Below are 16,219 nucleotides of genomic sequence, written 5' to 3' on the forward strand. Positions count from 1 at the left end.
GGACATGACCTCTGAAACTATTCTCGCAAGCCTGCATCTTTCCATACCGGAGCTGATCCTCGCGGTCGGCGCCCTCGCGTTGTTGATGATCGGCGTCTTCTCGGGAGAGCGCTCCGGCCGTATGGTCAGCGTTCTCGCGATAATCGTGCTGGCCGCTGCTGCGCTCTGGCTGATCTTCCTTCCGAGCGAAGGCGTTGCCTATGGCGGCGTCTTCCTGTCGGACGGCTTCGGCCGCTTCATGAAGATCACCGCGCTGGTCGGATCGATTACGGCGCTCTTCATGTCGCTGGGGCTTGCCAAGGAAAATCAGCTCGACAAGTTCGAGTTTCCGGTGCTGCTCGTGCTCTGCACACTGGGCATTCTGCTGATGATTTCGGCCAACGATCTCATCTCGCTTTATCTCGGCCTCGAACTGCAGTCGCTGGCAATCTATGTCGTCGCTGCGATCAACCGCGACAGCGTCAAGTCCACTGAAGCCGGCCTGAAGTACTTCGTGCTCGGCGCGCTGTCCTCGGGCATGCTGCTCTACGGCATGTCGCTGGTCTACGGCTTCACCGGTCACACGCAATTCGCTGCAATCGCTCAGGCCCTGACTGTCGAAGGTGCTCGTTCGCTTGGCCTCGTCTTCGGCCTCGTGTTCATCCTGGCCGGTATCGCCTTCAAGATCTCCGCTGTTCCATTCCATATGTGGACGCCGGACGTTTACGAAGGCGCTCCGACCCCGGTCACCGCTTTCCTTGCCAGCGCTCCCAAGGTCGCGGCAATGGCGATGTTGACCCGCATTGTAATCACTGCCTTCCAGCCGGTCGTGGCTGACTGGCAGCAGGTCGTGGTCTTCATTTCGATCGCTTCCATGCTGCTCGGCTCCTTCGCCGCAATCGGTCAGCGGAACATCAAGCGACTGATGGCCTATTCGTCGATCGGTCACATGGGTTACGCATTGGTTGGCCTTGCTGCAGGCAATCAGACCGGCGTCTCGGGCGTCATGCTGTACATGGTCATCTACATGGTCATGACGCTCGGCAGCTTTGCGATCATCATGTCGATGCGCCGCAAGGACGGCACGGTTGTCGAGGAAGTCAACGACTTGGCTGGCCTGTCGACCACCAATCCGTTCATGGCGACGGTACTGACCATCCTGATGTTCTCGCTGGCAGGCATTCCTCCGCTCGCAGGCTTCTTCGCGAAGTACTTCGTGTTTGTCGCTGCGATCGAGGCGAAGCTCTACGCTCTTGCGATCATCGGCGTTCTTGCATCGGTTGTCGGCGCTTACTACTACCTGCGCGTCATCAAGCTGATGTGGTTCGATGAAGCCACGGGCGAGTTCGCTCGCGTTTCGGGCTCGCTCCGTCTTGTCTTTGGTCTCTCCGGCCTCTTCGTTCTCGCCTATGTCATCATCGGCGGTCCGATTGGCGGTGCGGCCGAGCTTGCAGCTGCGACACTCTTTTGATGAACTCCGAGGCACGGCGCCGGATATCGCTCGACGATTTCAGGCACGAGGCTCTGCCGGAGACGTCGTCCACGAACAGTGAATGCCTTGCCCGTGCGCGGGCAGGGGACCGCGGTCACCTCTGGATCACGGCGGAAAAACAGACCGGCGGCCGTGGCCGCCGGGGACGCCCCTGGGTTTCAGAGCGGGGCAATCTCTACGCCTCGCTTCTTCTCATCGATCCGGCGCCCATGGAGCGCCTCGGCTCGCTGCCGTTGGCAATTGCCGTCGCCGTGCATCAGGCCGTTCGCCGTGTGCTCCGGCATACGGCCGAGCCGCTGGAAGTGAAGTGGCCGAACGATATCCTGATCGGACGCAAGAAGACTTGTGGCATTCTCGTGGAAGGCGAAGCCCTGTCGGAGGGACGCCATGCGCTCGTCATAGGCATCGGTATCAACGTCGCATTCATGCCTGACAACCCGCTCTATCCGGTGACCTGCCTGCGTGAGCAAGGGAGCTCTGCTTCCCCCGAAGAGGTTTTCGCCCATCTTTTTGCATCGATGGCCGAAGTCCTGGAAGCATGGGATCGGGGCCGCGGTGTGCGCGAAATCACGGAACGCTGGCGCCAGGTCGCCTGCGGCATTGGCGAAAAGATAACGGTGAACCTGCCGGACCGGTCGATTTCCGGCCACTTCGCCGGAATTGATGATAATGGCCTGTTGATGCTCGATATTGGCGCAGGCAGGATGATGACGATTGCCGCCGGCGACGTCTTCTTTGGTTGATTGGAAAAAAGAATAATATGGCGAAGCAGGACGAATTGGTATTTCTGCCGTTGGGTGGCGTTGGCGAGATTGGAATGAATCTCGCCCTCTACGGCTACGGCCCACCGACCCACCGCCAGTGGATCATGGTTGACTGCGGCGTTACCTTCCCGGGGCTTGATCTGCCAGGTGTCGATCTTGTGCTGCCGGACATTCGTTATCTCGCCACCGAGCGCAAGAGCCTGAAGGCGATCTTCATCACGCATGCGCACGAGGACCACTACGGCGCGCTCGCCGATCTATGGCCCGGTCTCAATGTGCCGGTCTATGCCTCTAGCTTTACGGCTGGCCTGCTCGAGGCGAAGCGCAACTTTGAAAAGTCGGCCATCGGGGAGATCCCGGTGACATTGTTTACGGCGGGCGACACCGTCAATGCCGGCCCCTTCAGCGTCGAAGGCGTGGCGGTCAACCACTCCATTCCCGAGCCGATGTCGCTGGTGATCCGCACGCCACTCGGCAATGTGATCCATACCGGCGACTGGAAGATCGACCATGAGCCGTCGCTCGGTCCGCTGACGGACGAGACCCGTTTTCGCCAGCTTGGCGATGAAGGCGTTCTGGCGTTGATGTGCGATTCCACGAATGCCCTGCGGGATGGTGTATCGCCATCCGAGAAGGACGTCTCCGAGAGCCTGCGCAAAATCATCGAGAACGCCGAGGGCCGCGTTGCGGTGACGACGTTCTCATCGAACGTCGGCCGTATCCGAACGGTAGCCGAGGCGGCCGAGGCTGAGGGCCGCGAGGTACTACTGCTTGGCAGTTCGCTCAAGCGCGTGGTCGACGTTTCCCGCGATATCGGCCTGATGGAGGGCATCAAGCCGTTCATTTCCGAGGAGGAATACGGTTACGTCCCACGCGACAAGGTTGTCGTCATTCTGACCGGTAGCCAGGGTGAGCCACGCGCGGCCCTTGCGAAGCTGTCGCGTGACGAGATGCGCAACGTGGCGCTTGCAGCAGGCGATATCGTCGTATTTTCCTCCCGCGCCATCCCGGGCAACGAGAAGGCGATCCAGGACATCAAGAACGGCCTCATCGAGCAGGGTGTCCATGTCATCACCGACAACGAAGCCCTTGTTCACGTTTCCGGACATCCGCGCCGCAACGAGCTGCAGAAGATGTATGAGCTGACGCGGCCGAAGATCGTCGTGCCGGTGCACGGCGAGGCGACTCACCTGACGGCGCACAAGGAACTGGCGGAGCAATCCGGCATCCCGATCGTGCCGCGCGTGCGCAACGGCGACATTCTTCGTCTGGCACCAGGACCAGTCGAGGTTATCGACGAGGCGCCGCACGGCCGTATCTATAAGGACGGCTCGCTCATCGGGGATTTCGACGAGATGGGCATTGGCGAGCGCAAGAAGCTCTCCTATGTCGGCCACGTTGCCGTCAACGTCGTGATCGACAGCCGCTACGATATCGTCGGCGATCCGGACCTTGTTGCGATCGGTCTGCCTGTCTACGACGACGAGGGCGACGATATGGAAGATACGCTTTACGACGCTGCTGTCGGCGCCATCGAGAGCATACCGCGGGCACGCCGGAAGGATCTCGACCTGCTGCAGGAGTCGGTCCGCCGTGCGATCCGCGCAACCGCAAACCAGACCTGGGGCAAAAAGCCTGTGGTCACGGTCTTTGTTACGAAGGTCTGACCCATGCTCGGCCGGGTCAACCATGTCGCCATCGCCGTTCCGGACCTTGCGGCCGCAACGGCCGCCTACCGGGGCACGCTCGGCGCAACTGTCTCTGCCCCGCAGGCTCTGCCGGAGCACGGCGTCACAGTCGTCTTCGTGGAGCTGCCGAATACCAAGGTCGAACTGCTGGAGCCGCTGGGAGCGGACTCGCCGATCGCTGCTTTCCTGGAGAAGAACCCATCTGGAGGAATGCACCATATCTGCTACGAAGTTGCCGACATCCTCGCCGCTCGCGACCAACTGGTGCAAGGTGGTGCAAGAGTGCTCGGCAATGGTGAGCCGAAGATCGGCGCCCATGGAAAGCCGGTGCTCTTTCTGCATCCGAAGGATTTTTTCGGCACCCTGATCGAGCTGGAGCAGGTCTGAGCGGGCTGCGGCAGAGTGACCGAGACGCGGCAAAAACCGTCATTGGGGTCCGAACCGGCTTTGAGTTAACGGACATTTCGGCTTATAAGCACCGCAGTCGCAGAGAGCCTAGCGGGACAATTCGATGCTGCAGATATTTCTACAGGGCTTTGCCGTCTACTTTATCGTCTGGTGGATCACGCTCTTTGCCGTCCTGCCGATTGGCCTGCGCACGCAAGCGGAAGATAACGATATCGTGTTGGGGACCGTACACAGCGCCCCGAGCCGGTTTCGGCCGGTATTCGTCTTTTCGATGACGACGATCATCTCGGCTGTCATCTACGGGCTCTGGTATATCGCTTCGAATTACTTCGGTTGGGGTTTCGACGCCCTGCCGCAGATTGGCCCATCGTTCTCAAACGTTTAGGGCGTTTGCCCAGTTTTTGGGCGGATACAGATATTCGCTGTCACACACATGTCATGAAGTTGCGGCATGCAGTTGCCGTAACGGCAGGCGAGGCCTCACGCAACGGCAGCGAGGGGCTCGGATGGCAGAACGTGGTTGAGAAAAGCCAAAAAAAAACAAGGCTGAAAGCCTTGTTTTAAGTATCGCGTGATCCTTATCCGTTGCCGGGGCTGCGACGAGCGCGCCTAAGATCTGATCCTCCCAAGACTTGACCGCGAAATCGGCAGGAATTTAGCTCCCTGCCTGTTTTGTGGGCTAAAGCTAGCTCAAAGAATGGGCTTTGTCATCAGGTTTTTTTGCATTTTTGCTACACTCCAGCAAATTTTTTCTGTTCATAAGAATATCGTACAAACCATTATAATTTCGCCTTTTTCTTACTTTGTCTGCTTTGCGGGTGCGAACTTGCTTTAACGGCAGACCGCTTCAGCCCGCGGCGGGTTTCTTTCCTTTCGCGAAGCAGCTATGAACGCTGCCAATATTTGTGATCCGCCTTCGATTCCGCGACATGCGGTGTCTCAACAGTTCTGGAATTCGCCATGCGCCTGTCTCGCTATTTCATGCCCATCCTTAAGGAAAATCCCAAGGAGGCGGAAATCGTCTCTCATCGGCTGATGCTGCGCGCCGGCATGATCCGGCAGCAGTCGCAGGGCATCTATTCCTGGCTGCCCCTCGGCAAGCGCGTTCTCGACAAGGTCAACAACATCATCCGCGAGGAGCAGAATCGCGCCGGCGCGATCGAACTGTCGATGCCGACGCTGCAGTCCGCCGAGCTCTGGCAGGAAAGCGGTCGCTACGACGCCTATGGCAAGGAGATGCTGCGCATCACGGACCGCCAGGATCGCCCGATGCTGTACGGCCCGACGAACGAGGAAATGGTCACGGATATCTTCCGGTCCTACGTGAAGTCCTACAAGAGCCTGCCGCTCAACCTGTATCACATCCAGCTGAAGTTCCGCGACGAGATCCGCCCGCGCTTCGGTACCATGCGCTCGCGTGAATTCATGATGAAGGACGCCTATTCCTTCGATCTGACTCGCGAAGGTGCGGAGCATTCCTACAACAAGATGTTCACCGCCTATCTGCGGACGTTCGATCGCCTCGGCCTGCGTGCGATCCCGATGCGTGCAGACACTGGTCCGATCGGTGGCAATCTCAGCCACGAATTCATCATCCTGGCCGACACCGGCGAATCCGAAGTGTTCTGCCACAAGGACTTCGTGAACTTCGATATCCCGGCTGAAGGCACCGACTTCGACAGCGTCGAGGGCCTGAAGGCTGTTTTCGACAAGTGGACGTCGCTTTATGCCGCCACATCGGAGATGCACGACGAAGCGGCGTTCAACGCCGTTCCGGAAGGCGAGCGTCTCTCTGCGCGCGGCATTGAAGTGGGTCATATCTTCTACTTCGGCACGAAGTATTCCGAGCCGATGGGCGCGAAAGTGCAAGGGCCTGATGGCAAGGAACATACGGTCCACATGGGTTCCTACGGGATTGGCCCGACCCGCCTTGTTCCCGCCATCATCGAAGCATCGCATGATGAGAACGGAATCATCTGGCCGGCGTCGGTAGCGCCGTTCGATGCGGTCGTGATCAACATGAAGGCCGGTGATGCGGCGTGCGATGCAGCCTGCGAGAAGATCTATGCGGCGCTCTCGAATGCCGGCAAGGACGTCCTCTACGATGATACGGACGATCGCGCCGGAACGAAATTTGCGACCGCCGACCTGATCGGTGTTCCGCTGCAGATCATCGCCGGCCCGCGTGCGGTCGCGAGCGGCGAAGTCGAAGTGAAGGACCGCAAAACGGGCGCCCGCGAAACGATGACCATCGACGCGGCGATCAACAAGCTCTTGGGCTAAGAAGGCGGGAGGCAGGATGGCAGATGTAGCGGTGAGCCAGCAGGGTTCTAAATCCGGCTCGGCGCCGGCCAGCCGGCCATTTTCCGCCTTCGAACGGCTTGTGGCGTGGCGCTATCTGCGCGCCCGCCGCAAGGAGGCGTTCATTTCGGTGATCGCCGGTTTCTCCTTCATCGGCATCATGCTCGGCGTTGCGACGCTGATCATCGTCATGGCTGTCATGAACGGCTTCCGTACGGAGCTGATCTCCCGCATTCTGGGCATCAACGGTCACATGATCGTTCAGCCCGTCGATACTCCGTTCACGGACTATCCGGCGTTGACCGACAAGCTTGCCGGCGTGCCGGGCATTAAGCTTGCGCTGCCGCTGGTCGAGGGCCAGACATTGGCCTCAGGTCAGGGCGGTGCGGGCACGGGCGCGCTGGTACGCGGCATCCGACCTGAAGACCTGGAAAAGGTGAAGACCGTCTCCGGTAATATCAAGTCCGGTGATCTGGTCGGTTTTGCCGCCGGGCAGGGCGTGTTGATCGGTTCGGGCATGGCTGCCCAACTCGGCCTCCAGGCAGGCGACAACATTACGCTGATATCACCGGAAGGTGACGTCACACCGATGGGCGTCAATCCGCGGGTGAAGTCCTACAAGGTCTCCGGCATTTTCGAGATCGGCATGTCGGAATACGACGCGACGATCATCTACATGCCGCTTGAGGAAGCGCAGCTCTATTTCAATGCCGAGGGCCTGGTTCAATCCATCGAGCTTTTCGTCGACAATCCCGACGACATTGACAATATGCGGCCGAAGGTCGAGGCCGCAGCCGGTCGGCAAATTGCGATTACCGACTGGCGCCAACGCAACCAGACCTTCTTCTCGGCGCTCGAGGTTGAACGGAACGTGATGTTCATGATCCTGACGCTCATCGTCCTCGTTGCGGCGCTGAACATCATTTCCGGCCTCATCATGCTGGTGAAGGACAAGGGCAGCGATATCGCGATCCTGCGCACGATGGGCGCGAGCTCTGGCGCGATCATGCGCATCTTCTTCATGACCGGTGCGGCGATCGGTGTCGTCGGAACGATAGCCGGTGTCCTGCTTGGTGTCGTTGTCTGTATCAATATCGAGAAAATCCGCGAGTTCTTTTCTTGGGTTTCCGGCACGGTGCTGTTCGACCCGCAACTCTACTTCCTCAGCCAGCTGCCTGCGGAAATGAGTATGAGAGAGACGCTTTCAGTTGTGATCATGGCGCTGACCCTGTCCTTCCTCGCCACCATCTTCCCGGCATGGCGAGCCTCCAAGCTCGATCCCGTGCAGGCCCTGCGCTACGAATAAGGAATGCTCTCTTCATGAAGCGGAATACCGTTCTCAAGCTTTCCGGTGTCGAGCGCCACTATGGTCAGGGCGAGACGCTGCTCTCGATCCTCAAGGGTGCGGACTTCACGCTGAACAGCGGCGAAATCGTCGCCCTCGTCGCGCCGTCAGGCACAGGCAAGTCGACGCTTCTACATATTGCCGGCCTGCTTGAGCACCCCGATGGCGGCGAGGTGATCATCAACGGAAAGGCCTGCGATGGTTTGCCGGACGATAAGCGCACCGCGATTCGCCGCAGCGAAATCGGCTTCGTCTATCAATTCCACCACCTGCTGCCGGAATTTTCTGCGATCGAGAATATCATGATGCCGCAGATGATCGCAGGGCTGCCGCGTAAGGAAGCGAAGGAGCGAGCCGGCCAGCTGCTCGATTATATGCGCATAGGCCATCGCGGCGCGCATCGCCCCGGAGAGCTTTCCGGTGGCGAGCAGCAGCGTGTGGCGATTGCGCGTGCCGTCGCGAATGCGCCAAGCCTGCTGCTGGCGGACGAGCCGACTGGCAACCTTGATCCTGAAACGGCAAGCTATGTCTTTGACGCGCTTGAAGCGCTGGTGCGTCAATCAGGCCTGGCGGCGCTGATCGCGACCCACAATCACGAACTCGCCGGGCGCATGGACCGCCGCGTGACTATCGCCGACGGCAAGGTCGTGGATTTCTGATTAGGGGTGGATGAGACCGCCACGGTAGTCCAATTCGTAGGCTCTGCGCTCGTTCACGACGATCACTTCGCGACCGCTGAAATGGCTGCAGTCCCCTATGCTTTGATCGGCATAGTAACCGAAGGCGTGCTCGAACTCCATGCCGCCGAGGAAGCGCCGATATTCGGCATACATTTTTGACAGTGCAGCCTTGATCACCGTTCCCGCCCGTTCTCCGTCGATCAGCGAATGCTCGACGATGCGTCCGAAGTAGTTCATCGCCCAGACCGGTTCGCTCTCCAGCCAGACCACTTCTTGCCCGGCGAAATCTGCGCCGCCGAAATAGCTGTCGAGATAGCGCCAGGCGCCGCGCTGATATCCGATGTCGCGCGATCCTGTCCGGCAGGCGGGCACAGGGCTTCCGCCACCGACATAGGTATTCGCCTTCGCCTCGACGATGAAACTGTTCAATGCGACAATATCCATGGCGTTCCCTCCGCTCGACAGCGTCTCAACAACGCTATTAAATGTAAAGAACAAAATAAGAACAAGCCTCACGGTCCGCAGATCGTTTGTCCAGTGTCGTCGTTCCACTCAGCGATCGGGAGGACACGTGGCTCGGCTTTGACATCCTTGCCATCCTTCTGCAGCTTGCCGGTCAGTGCATTGTAGTCGCAGGAGCCGGCGGCATTGGGGTCGAGCGTGTCGTAGTGGTTGTAGGTATAGCCGGCAACGACGAACTGCTTGTTCCGATAGGCCACCGTCAGCGTCTGGTCCCAGCGATCGCGCCCGATCGCGCTGTTCTGTGAGTGTACGGCGATGGAGGATTTGCCGACGGCCTTCAACGACGGTTCCTGTCCGAAGACGCCGTCCGCATTGGTGCTGCCCCAGATCTTGTTTGGTGCGGCCAGCGAAAGCCGCAGAAGTTCGTGGTCGCTGTCACGAAGATAGAGGTAGATGCCGATTTGATCATAGTTGGCGCCCTCCTCGGGAGCAACCAGCAGCGCGAGGTCCGCACGCCCATCGCCATCCCAATCCCCCGTCGCCGCGTCGACGATCCGCGTGGGATCGATTTGCTCGGCTCGAGCGGTAAACGCCGCCGATAGAGCCAATCCAGCAATTAATACAAACTTAAACATGCTTTTCTCCCATCGCCATGCGGTCAGCAAAACGGAAAAGAATCCTGTTGACAATAGAACAATAGCGGAACAAATTGAAAACATAAGAGAACAGGAGAGCCAAATGACTGACTTGATCCGTGATATCGCAGCATTCACCTCCATCGCAATGTTCGTTGCCAGCTTCTCGCTTATCTGCATGGCAATGTAAGAATTCCGGGGACCGCATGGCTGCCATGCGGTCCGAGCGCAGCCCTTGTCTGGACATCAACCCCTCAATGCTGAGAATAGACCTGATTGATTCAGGTGATCGGAAGGCATGTCATGGCGGGTGCGGAGAAAGACGCGGAAGGCGGTTTCATCGGTGGTACGCCGGGCTTCGTTCACCTTCGGGTCCACTCGGCCTATTCGCTCCTTGAAGGTGCGCTGCCGCTTAAGAAGATCCTCTACAAGGCGTCGGGCGACAGCCAGCCGGCCATAGCGATCACCGACACCAACAACCTGTTCGTCGCCCTCGAATTCTCACAGAAGGCGATGGACGAGGGCCTTCAGCCGATCATCGGCTGCCAGGTCTCGATCGACATGGAGGATGGACTGGAGACGGAACGGCGCGGCGGCCAGCAGGCGCTCGCCAAGCTGCCGTCGCTGGTGCTCCTTGCGGCCACCGACGCCGGCTACGAGCGGCTGGTGGACCTTGTCAGCCGCGCCTATCTCGGCGGCGAGGGCAACGGTCAATCGATCCACATTCGTGCCTCCTGGCTCGACGAGATCGGCACCGACGGCCTGATCGCTTTGACCGGCGCCCTGACGGGGCCGGTCGACGTGGCGCTGAAGGATGGGCATGCCGCCCAGGCGGAAGCACGCCTCCTGCTGCTGAAGCGCCATTTCGGTAACCGGCTCTATGTTGAGTTGCAGCGGCACGGCACTTACGACAAGCGTCATGAGCAGAAGCTCGTCGGCCTTGCCTATGAGCACGACCTGCCGTTGGTCGCCACCAACGAAGCCTTTTTCCCGACCCGTGACGACTATGATGCGCATGACGCCCTGATGGCCGTCGCCCACAACGCCATCGTTTCGGATGATACCCGGTTTCGCCTGACGCCTGATCACTACCTGAAAAGCCGCGCCGAAATGGCGAAGCTGTTTGCGGATCTGCCGGAGGCGCTGGAAAACACCATCGAGATCGCGCGGCGCTGCTCGTTCATCCTGAAGACGCGCAAGCCGATCCTGCCGCGTTTCACCGGCGCCACCGCCGATCCCGAGGAGGCGGAACGCGAAGAGGCACTCGAACTGCGCCGGCAGGCGGAGGAGGGGCTGGATAAGCGCCTTGCCACTCTCGGCATGTCGCCCGGCTATGAGGAGAAGGATTACCGCGAGCGCCTGGAATTCGAGCTGAGCGTCATCGAGCGCATGAAATTCCCGGGTTACTTCCTCATCGTTTCGGACTTTATCAAATGGGCAAAACAGCATGACATCCCCGTCGGCCCGGGCCGCGGCTCCGGTGCAGGCTCTCTCGTTGCCTACGCGCTGACGATCACTGACGTTGATCCCTTGCGCTTCTCGCTGCTCTTCGAACGCTTCCTCAACCCGGAACGCGTCTCGATGCCCGACTTCGATATCGACTTCTGCCAGGACCGCCGCGAAGAGGTGATCCGTTATGTGCAGCGCAAGTACGGCCGCGAACAGGTCGCGCAGATCATCACCTTCGGTTCGCTGCAGGCCCGCGCGGCGCTGCGCGACGTCGGCCGTGTGCTGGAGATGCCCTACGGTCAGGTCGACAAGATCTGTAAGCTGGTGCCGAACAATCCGGCCAACCCGACGCCGCTGTCGAAGGCGATCGAGGAAGAGCCGAAGCTGCAGGAGGAGGCCGACAAGGAGCCGGTCGTCGCCCGCCTGCTCGATATCGCCCAGAAGATTGAAGGTCTCTACCGCCACGCATCGACCCACGCTGCCGGTATCGTCATCGGCGACCGCCCGCTGTCGAAGCTGGTGCCGATGTACCGCGATCCGCGTTCCGACATGCCTGTCACCCAGTTCAACATGAAGTGGGTCGAGCAGGCCGGCCTCGTCAAGTTCGACTTCCTCGGGCTGAAGACGCTGACCACGTTGAAGGTCGCCGTCGATTTCGTCGCCAAGCGTGGCATCAAGGTCGATCTTGCCTCGATCCCGCTGGACGATAAGCTGACCTACGAGATGCTCTCGCGCGGCGAAACGGTTGGCGTGTTCCAGGTTGAAAGTGCGGGCATGCGCAAGGCGCTGATCGGCATGAAGCCGGACTGCATCGAGGACATCATCGCACTCGTGGCGCTTTATCGCCCAGGCCCGATGGAAAACATCCCGGTCTACAATGCCCGCAAGCACGGCGAGGAAGAGATCGAGTCGATCCATCCGACGATCGACTACCTGCTGAAGGAAACGCAGGGGGTTATCGTCTACCAGGAGCAGGTGATGCAGATCGCCCAGGTCCTGTCGGGCTACTCGCTCGGTGAAGCCGACCTTCTGCGTCGCGCCATGGGTAAGAAGATCAAGGCGGAGATGGACCAGCAGCGCGAGCGCTTCGTCGATGGCGCCGTCAAGAACGGCGTGAAGAAGCCGCAAGCCGATGTGATCTTCGACCTGCTCGCCAAGTTCGCCAACTACGGTTTCAACAAGTCTCACGCCGCCGCTTACGCGATCGTTTCCTACCAGACCGCCTATATGAAGGCGCATTATCCGGTCGAGTTCCTCGCCGCGTCGATGACGCTCGATATGTCGAACACCGAAAAGGTCAACGACTTCCGGCAGGACGCCAAGCGTCTCGACATCGAGGTAATCCCTCCTTCGGTACAGACCTCGTTCCGCCATTTCGAGACCGGCGACAACAGGATCTACTACGCGCTGGCGGCGCTGAAGGGGGTCGGCGAATCGGCTGTCGATCATATCGTGGAGGTCCGCGGTGGCACTCCATTCGCGAGCCTTGAGGATTTCTGCCTGCGCATTGATCCGCGACAGGTGAACCGCCGCGTGCTGGAAAGCCTGATCTTCGCCGGTGCTTTCGATTGTTTCGGGCTCGACCGCGCGCAACTGGCGGGCGGGCTCGACCGCATCATGGGCTACGCCCAGCGTGCGCAGGAAAACAAGCTGAGCGGCCAGTCGGATATCTTCGGCAGCGCTCTTTCATCCGGCCCAGAGAGAATCTCGCTGCCGCCGTTTTCGCCGTGGCTGGCCTCGGAAAAGCTGCTCAAGGAATTCCAGGTCCTAGGCTTCTACCTGACCGCGCATCCGCTCGATAGCTACCAGAGCATTCTGCAGAAGATGCGCGTGCAGACCTTCGCCGAGTTTTCGGCGGCCGTGAAGCAGGGCGCGAGCAACGGCCGCCTTGCGGGCACCGTCATTTCCAAGCAGGAGCGCAAGACCAGGACCGGCAACAAGATGGGTATCATCGTGTTCTCCGACTCCTCGGGTCAGTTCGAAGCCGTTCTGTTCTCCGAGATGTTGAACCAGTATCGCGACGTGCTGGAGTCCGGAAAGTCCTTCGTTATCACGGCGACAGGGGAAGAGCGGCCGGAAGGCATCGGCCTTCGCCTGCAGACCATTCAGTCGCTGGAAGAGAAATCGCTGCAGATGCAGAAGGCCCTGCGCGTCTACGTGCGCGATTCCGGGCCGCTTCGTGCCGTCGCGGCACACCTCAATGCCAAGGGCGATGGCCTTGTCTCCTTCATCGTGATCAAGGAGGAAGGCAAGCGCGAGGTGGAAGTCGAGCTTCCGCAGAAATATCGTATCACGCCGGAGATTGCTGCCGCACTGCGCGCAGCGCCCGGCGTCATCGACGTCGAGCTGGTCTGACGTCAACCTCTTGTAAGGGTGATGAAGTCGGTTCCTTCGCCGGTCTCCGGTCCGAGGCCGGTGTCTGAGATTGTCAACGTCGAGCCGGTGGTCAGCATGGCGTCGATCTTCCGCCGCGCCTCCTCAGGAATATCGATACGGCTCAGCGCATTGGCGATCGGCGTGCCTGATATGATCGAGCTTTCCAGGCTGCTAATGCCGAGCCGGTTCATGATCGCGCGGGCGAGTGTGTTGGGAAGCGTCGCTCCCATCCAGTCCGCCGAGCCGGTTTCGAAATCGACGTTGTGGACAGAGAAGAAATGCGTACCGAGGGCAAGGCCCGGGTTCTCGATCGAGATCGGCGCTTCAAGAACCGGCTGGAAGCCTTGGCGAACCATGATGACGCCGTTCGGCGGCGCTCCCTTGCCCGCCGCGGCATAGACCGCCTTAATGAGCGCGTCACTTGCCGGTGACTTGTCGTTGGTCGGCTCGACTGGATGCTGCAACTTGAAATCACTGATTGCCTGAAGCGTTGCCGACCCGAGGAGGCCATCCGGTTCACCCGCGGCAAATCCGAGCTCGTTGAGATATGTCTGAAGGTCGATGATCTCCTCGCGCAGACTGCGGCGCGTAATGAGAATACGGATCGGTGTGTCGTTTGCGGGAGCGCTCGCTGCCGGCATTTGTGCAGGCGGTGGCGCGACGTCGTTCATGGCGACCTGAACGGGAGCCTGCCCGATCGTCGGCCTCAGCGAAGCGTCGGAAAGCAGTGCTGGCGGCTCCGGCATATCCGGCCGGAAGAGCGTCGGGTGATCGATCGGTTCCGGCGTTACTTCCGCGTCGGTAATGACAACCGGAACGCCCATTGCCGTCATCTTGTAGAGCTGCTTGGCGAAGGCTGCCGGCATTCGGACGCAGCCATGCGATGCTGGGTAGCGCGGCACGGAATGCGACTCGTGAAGCGCGATGCCAGACCAGGTCAGCCGCTGCATGAACGGCATCGGCGCAGCCGAATAGATATTGGATTCGTGATATCTCTGCTTCTCGATGACGGAAAAGATGCCGCTCGGCGTCGTATGGCCCGGCTTCCCCGTCGAAACCTTCGAGGTCGCCACGACCTCTGTGCCGTCGTAGAGCGTAAGCGACTGCGCATCCTTCGATACGAAGATCTGCAGCGTGCGTGCATCCGCCGCGAGAGCGGGATGCACGAGCGCGGTGGCCGACAGCAAGCCGAGGCCAAAAACGAGACGCGACAACATATGACTCAACCGATACGCAATACTTGAAGCCGAAGCCTAGTCGGTGAAGCTTAAGGAAAACTTGATATAAGGAACCCTGAGGCAGCCTCACGTATTAGTGATCGCGCTTGCCGCCAAACGTATATCCGGTCTGGACGGTGCCTTTGCCGAACTTGTCGCGCAACTTGTCCATTGCCGCTTCGGCTGCGGCCCTACGACCCGATTGCTCATCGATAAGGTCGGGCGGATCTGCGCGCGCGGGGTCGCAAAGGTCGGTGACGCCGATCCCGATGAGGCGAAACTTCGTGCCGTCCGTTTCCTTCTCCAGCAGGTCCAGCCCGGTACGGAATATCCGGTCGGCAAGCCGGGTCGGGTCTTCAAGTTTGCGATTGCGGGTGCGCAGCTTGAAGTCCGCCGTCTTCATTTTGAGAACCACGGTCTGGCCGGCGATATCATCTTTCTTCAGCCGCCAGGAGACCTTTTCGGAAAGACTGCGGAGGATCGGAACAAGCTCGTCATGGCGGGATATATCGTCGAAGAAAGTCGTTTCGGACGAGACGCTCTTCGCCGCGTCGTTCAGATGCACTTCGCGGTCGTCGATGCCGCGGGAAAGACGCGCCAGCCGCTGCCCCATGCTGCCATATCGGCGCATCAGGTCGTTTTCCTCCATCGTCTGCAACTGGCCAATCGTCCGGATGCCGTCGGCCTCCAGCGTGGCTGCAAACGCCTTGCCGACGCCCCAGATCGTCGTCACCGGCCGCGGTGCCAGGAAAAAAACTGCTTCCTCGCGGCCAATGACCGAGAAGCCGCGAGGTTTCTGAAGGTCGGACGCGACCTTGGCGAGAAACTTGCAGTAGGAGAGCCCAACGGAGATGGTTATGCCGATCTCCTTCTCGATGCGCTGGACGAACTTGGCAAGCGTGCGCGCCGGCGGATCGTGATGCAGCCGCTCGGTGCCGCCGAGTTCCAGAAACGCCTCGTCGATCGAAAGCGGCTGAACGAGCGGGGTCAGTTCCTGCATCAAGGTGCGGACTTCGCGTCCGACCTTCACGTACTTTTCCATGTCGGGTCGGATGACGACTGCCTGGGGGCAGGCCTCAAGAGCCTTGAACATCGGCATTGCAGAACGAACGCCGTGGATACGCGCAATGTAACATGCGGTCGAGACCACCCCGCGTTTGCCGCCGCCGATGATGACGGGCTTATCGGCGAGTTCTGGATTGTCACGCTTCTCGATCGCTGCATAGAAGGCGTCGCAATCGATATGCGCCAGCGTCAGTTCGTACAGCTCCTTGTGTCGCACAAGCCGGGGGCTGCCGCACGCCACACAACGGCACGTTTCGGCCTTCTGCTCGGCAAGGCAGTCGCGACAGAAGCCGGGTGTCTTGGCGTAGGCAAGTGTCATGATGAGAACAAAGATTGAACATCGCAACATTAGCCTCTA

Annotated in this window: 13 protein-coding genes; 9 read left to right on the forward strand and 4 right to left on the reverse strand. The window is 59.9% G+C overall.

Going from position 1 to position 16,219, the window contains the following annotated elements:
- Nucleotides 1-4 precede the first annotated feature (4 nt).
- The 8 genes from nuoN to IB244_RS16755 all read left to right on the forward strand — a co-directional run bounded on the left by nuoN (nucleotide 5) and on the right by IB244_RS16755 (nucleotide 8,636).
- Complete coding sequence (gene nuoN / locus IB244_RS16720) at nucleotides 5-1,450, forward strand: NADH-quinone oxidoreductase subunit NuoN (RefSeq protein WP_018857046.1); 1,446 nt, start codon at nucleotides 5-7, stop codon at nucleotides 1,448-1,450.
- A complete protein-coding gene (locus tag IB244_RS16725) occupies nucleotides 1,450-2,214 on the forward strand; it encodes a biotin--[acetyl-CoA-carboxylase] ligase (protein WP_192304841.1) in 765 nt (254 codons plus the stop codon). The genes nuoN and IB244_RS16725 overlap by 1 nt, the downstream gene beginning before the upstream one ends.
- A gap of 17 nt (nucleotides 2,215-2,231) precedes the next feature.
- Nucleotides 2,232-3,902, forward strand: coding sequence for a ribonuclease J (locus IB244_RS16730; RefSeq protein WP_018857044.1), 1,671 nt, complete (start codon nucleotides 2,232-2,234; stop codon nucleotides 3,900-3,902).
- A 3-nt stretch (nucleotides 3,903-3,905) separates the two neighbouring features.
- Nucleotides 3,906-4,310 carry a methylmalonyl-CoA epimerase gene (gene mce / locus IB244_RS16735; RefSeq protein WP_018857043.1) on the forward strand — a complete coding sequence of 135 codons (405 nt, stop codon included), beginning with the start codon at nucleotides 3,906-3,908 and terminating at the stop codon, nucleotides 4,308-4,310.
- Nucleotides 4,311-4,434: 124 nt separating this feature from the next.
- On the forward strand, nucleotides 4,435-4,716 hold the full coding sequence (locus IB244_RS16740; RefSeq protein WP_018857042.1) for a DUF1467 family protein: 282 nt from the start codon (nucleotides 4,435-4,437) through the stop codon (nucleotides 4,714-4,716).
- Between the two features lie 575 nt (nucleotides 4,717-5,291).
- Nucleotides 5,292-6,614, forward strand: a complete 1,323-nt coding sequence (proS, locus tag IB244_RS16745; protein ID WP_018857041.1) for a proline--tRNA ligase — start codon at nucleotides 5,292-5,294, stop codon at nucleotides 6,612-6,614.
- 16 nt (nucleotides 6,615-6,630) lie between these two features.
- Complete coding sequence (locus IB244_RS16750) at nucleotides 6,631-7,938, forward strand: lipoprotein-releasing ABC transporter permease subunit (RefSeq protein WP_018857040.1); 1,308 nt, start codon at nucleotides 6,631-6,633, stop codon at nucleotides 7,936-7,938.
- A 14-nt stretch (nucleotides 7,939-7,952) separates the two neighbouring features.
- Nucleotides 7,953-8,636, forward strand: coding sequence for an ABC transporter ATP-binding protein (locus IB244_RS16755; protein ID WP_018857039.1), 684 nt, complete (start codon nucleotides 7,953-7,955; stop codon nucleotides 8,634-8,636).
- Here the strand turns inward: IB244_RS16755 and IB244_RS16760 are convergent, their stop codons facing one another.
- Together IB244_RS16760 and IB244_RS16765 are read right to left on the reverse strand one after the other, a co-directional pair.
- Nucleotides 8,637-9,101, reverse strand: coding sequence for a DUF5680 domain-containing protein (locus IB244_RS16760; RefSeq protein WP_018857038.1), 465 nt, complete (start codon nucleotides 9,099-9,101; stop codon nucleotides 8,637-8,639).
- 68 nt (nucleotides 9,102-9,169) lie between these two features.
- Nucleotides 9,170-9,754, reverse strand: a complete 585-nt coding sequence (locus IB244_RS16765; protein WP_113470093.1) for a hypothetical protein — start codon at nucleotides 9,752-9,754, stop codon at nucleotides 9,170-9,172.
- Between the two features lie 303 nt (nucleotides 9,755-10,057).
- On the opposite strand from IB244_RS16765, the gene dnaE reads away from it, so the two are divergent.
- Nucleotides 10,058-13,558 (forward strand): DNA polymerase III subunit alpha, encoded by a 3,501-nt coding sequence (dnaE, locus tag IB244_RS16770; protein WP_169681808.1) that lies wholly within the window; start codon nucleotides 10,058-10,060, stop codon nucleotides 13,556-13,558.
- Between the two features lie 2 nt (nucleotides 13,559-13,560).
- On the opposite strand, the gene IB244_RS16775 is transcribed toward dnaE, so the two are convergent.
- Together IB244_RS16775 and IB244_RS16780 are read right to left on the reverse strand one after the other, a co-directional pair.
- Entirely contained in the window at nucleotides 13,561-14,796 is a 1,236-nt protein-coding gene (locus tag IB244_RS16775; protein WP_018857034.1) for a L,D-transpeptidase family protein, read from the reverse strand.
- Nucleotides 14,797-14,890: 94 nt separating this feature from the next.
- Nucleotides 14,891-16,180 (reverse strand): DNA polymerase IV, encoded by a 1,290-nt coding sequence (locus IB244_RS16780; protein ID WP_026371766.1) that lies wholly within the window; start codon nucleotides 16,178-16,180, stop codon nucleotides 14,891-14,893.
- Nucleotides 16,181-16,219: the final 39 nt, after the last annotated feature.

This window comes from Rhizobium sp. RHZ02, from assembly GCF_014851575.1.
GTDB classification, from domain to species: domain Bacteria; phylum Pseudomonadota; class Alphaproteobacteria; order Rhizobiales; family Rhizobiaceae; genus Rhizobium; species Rhizobium altiplani.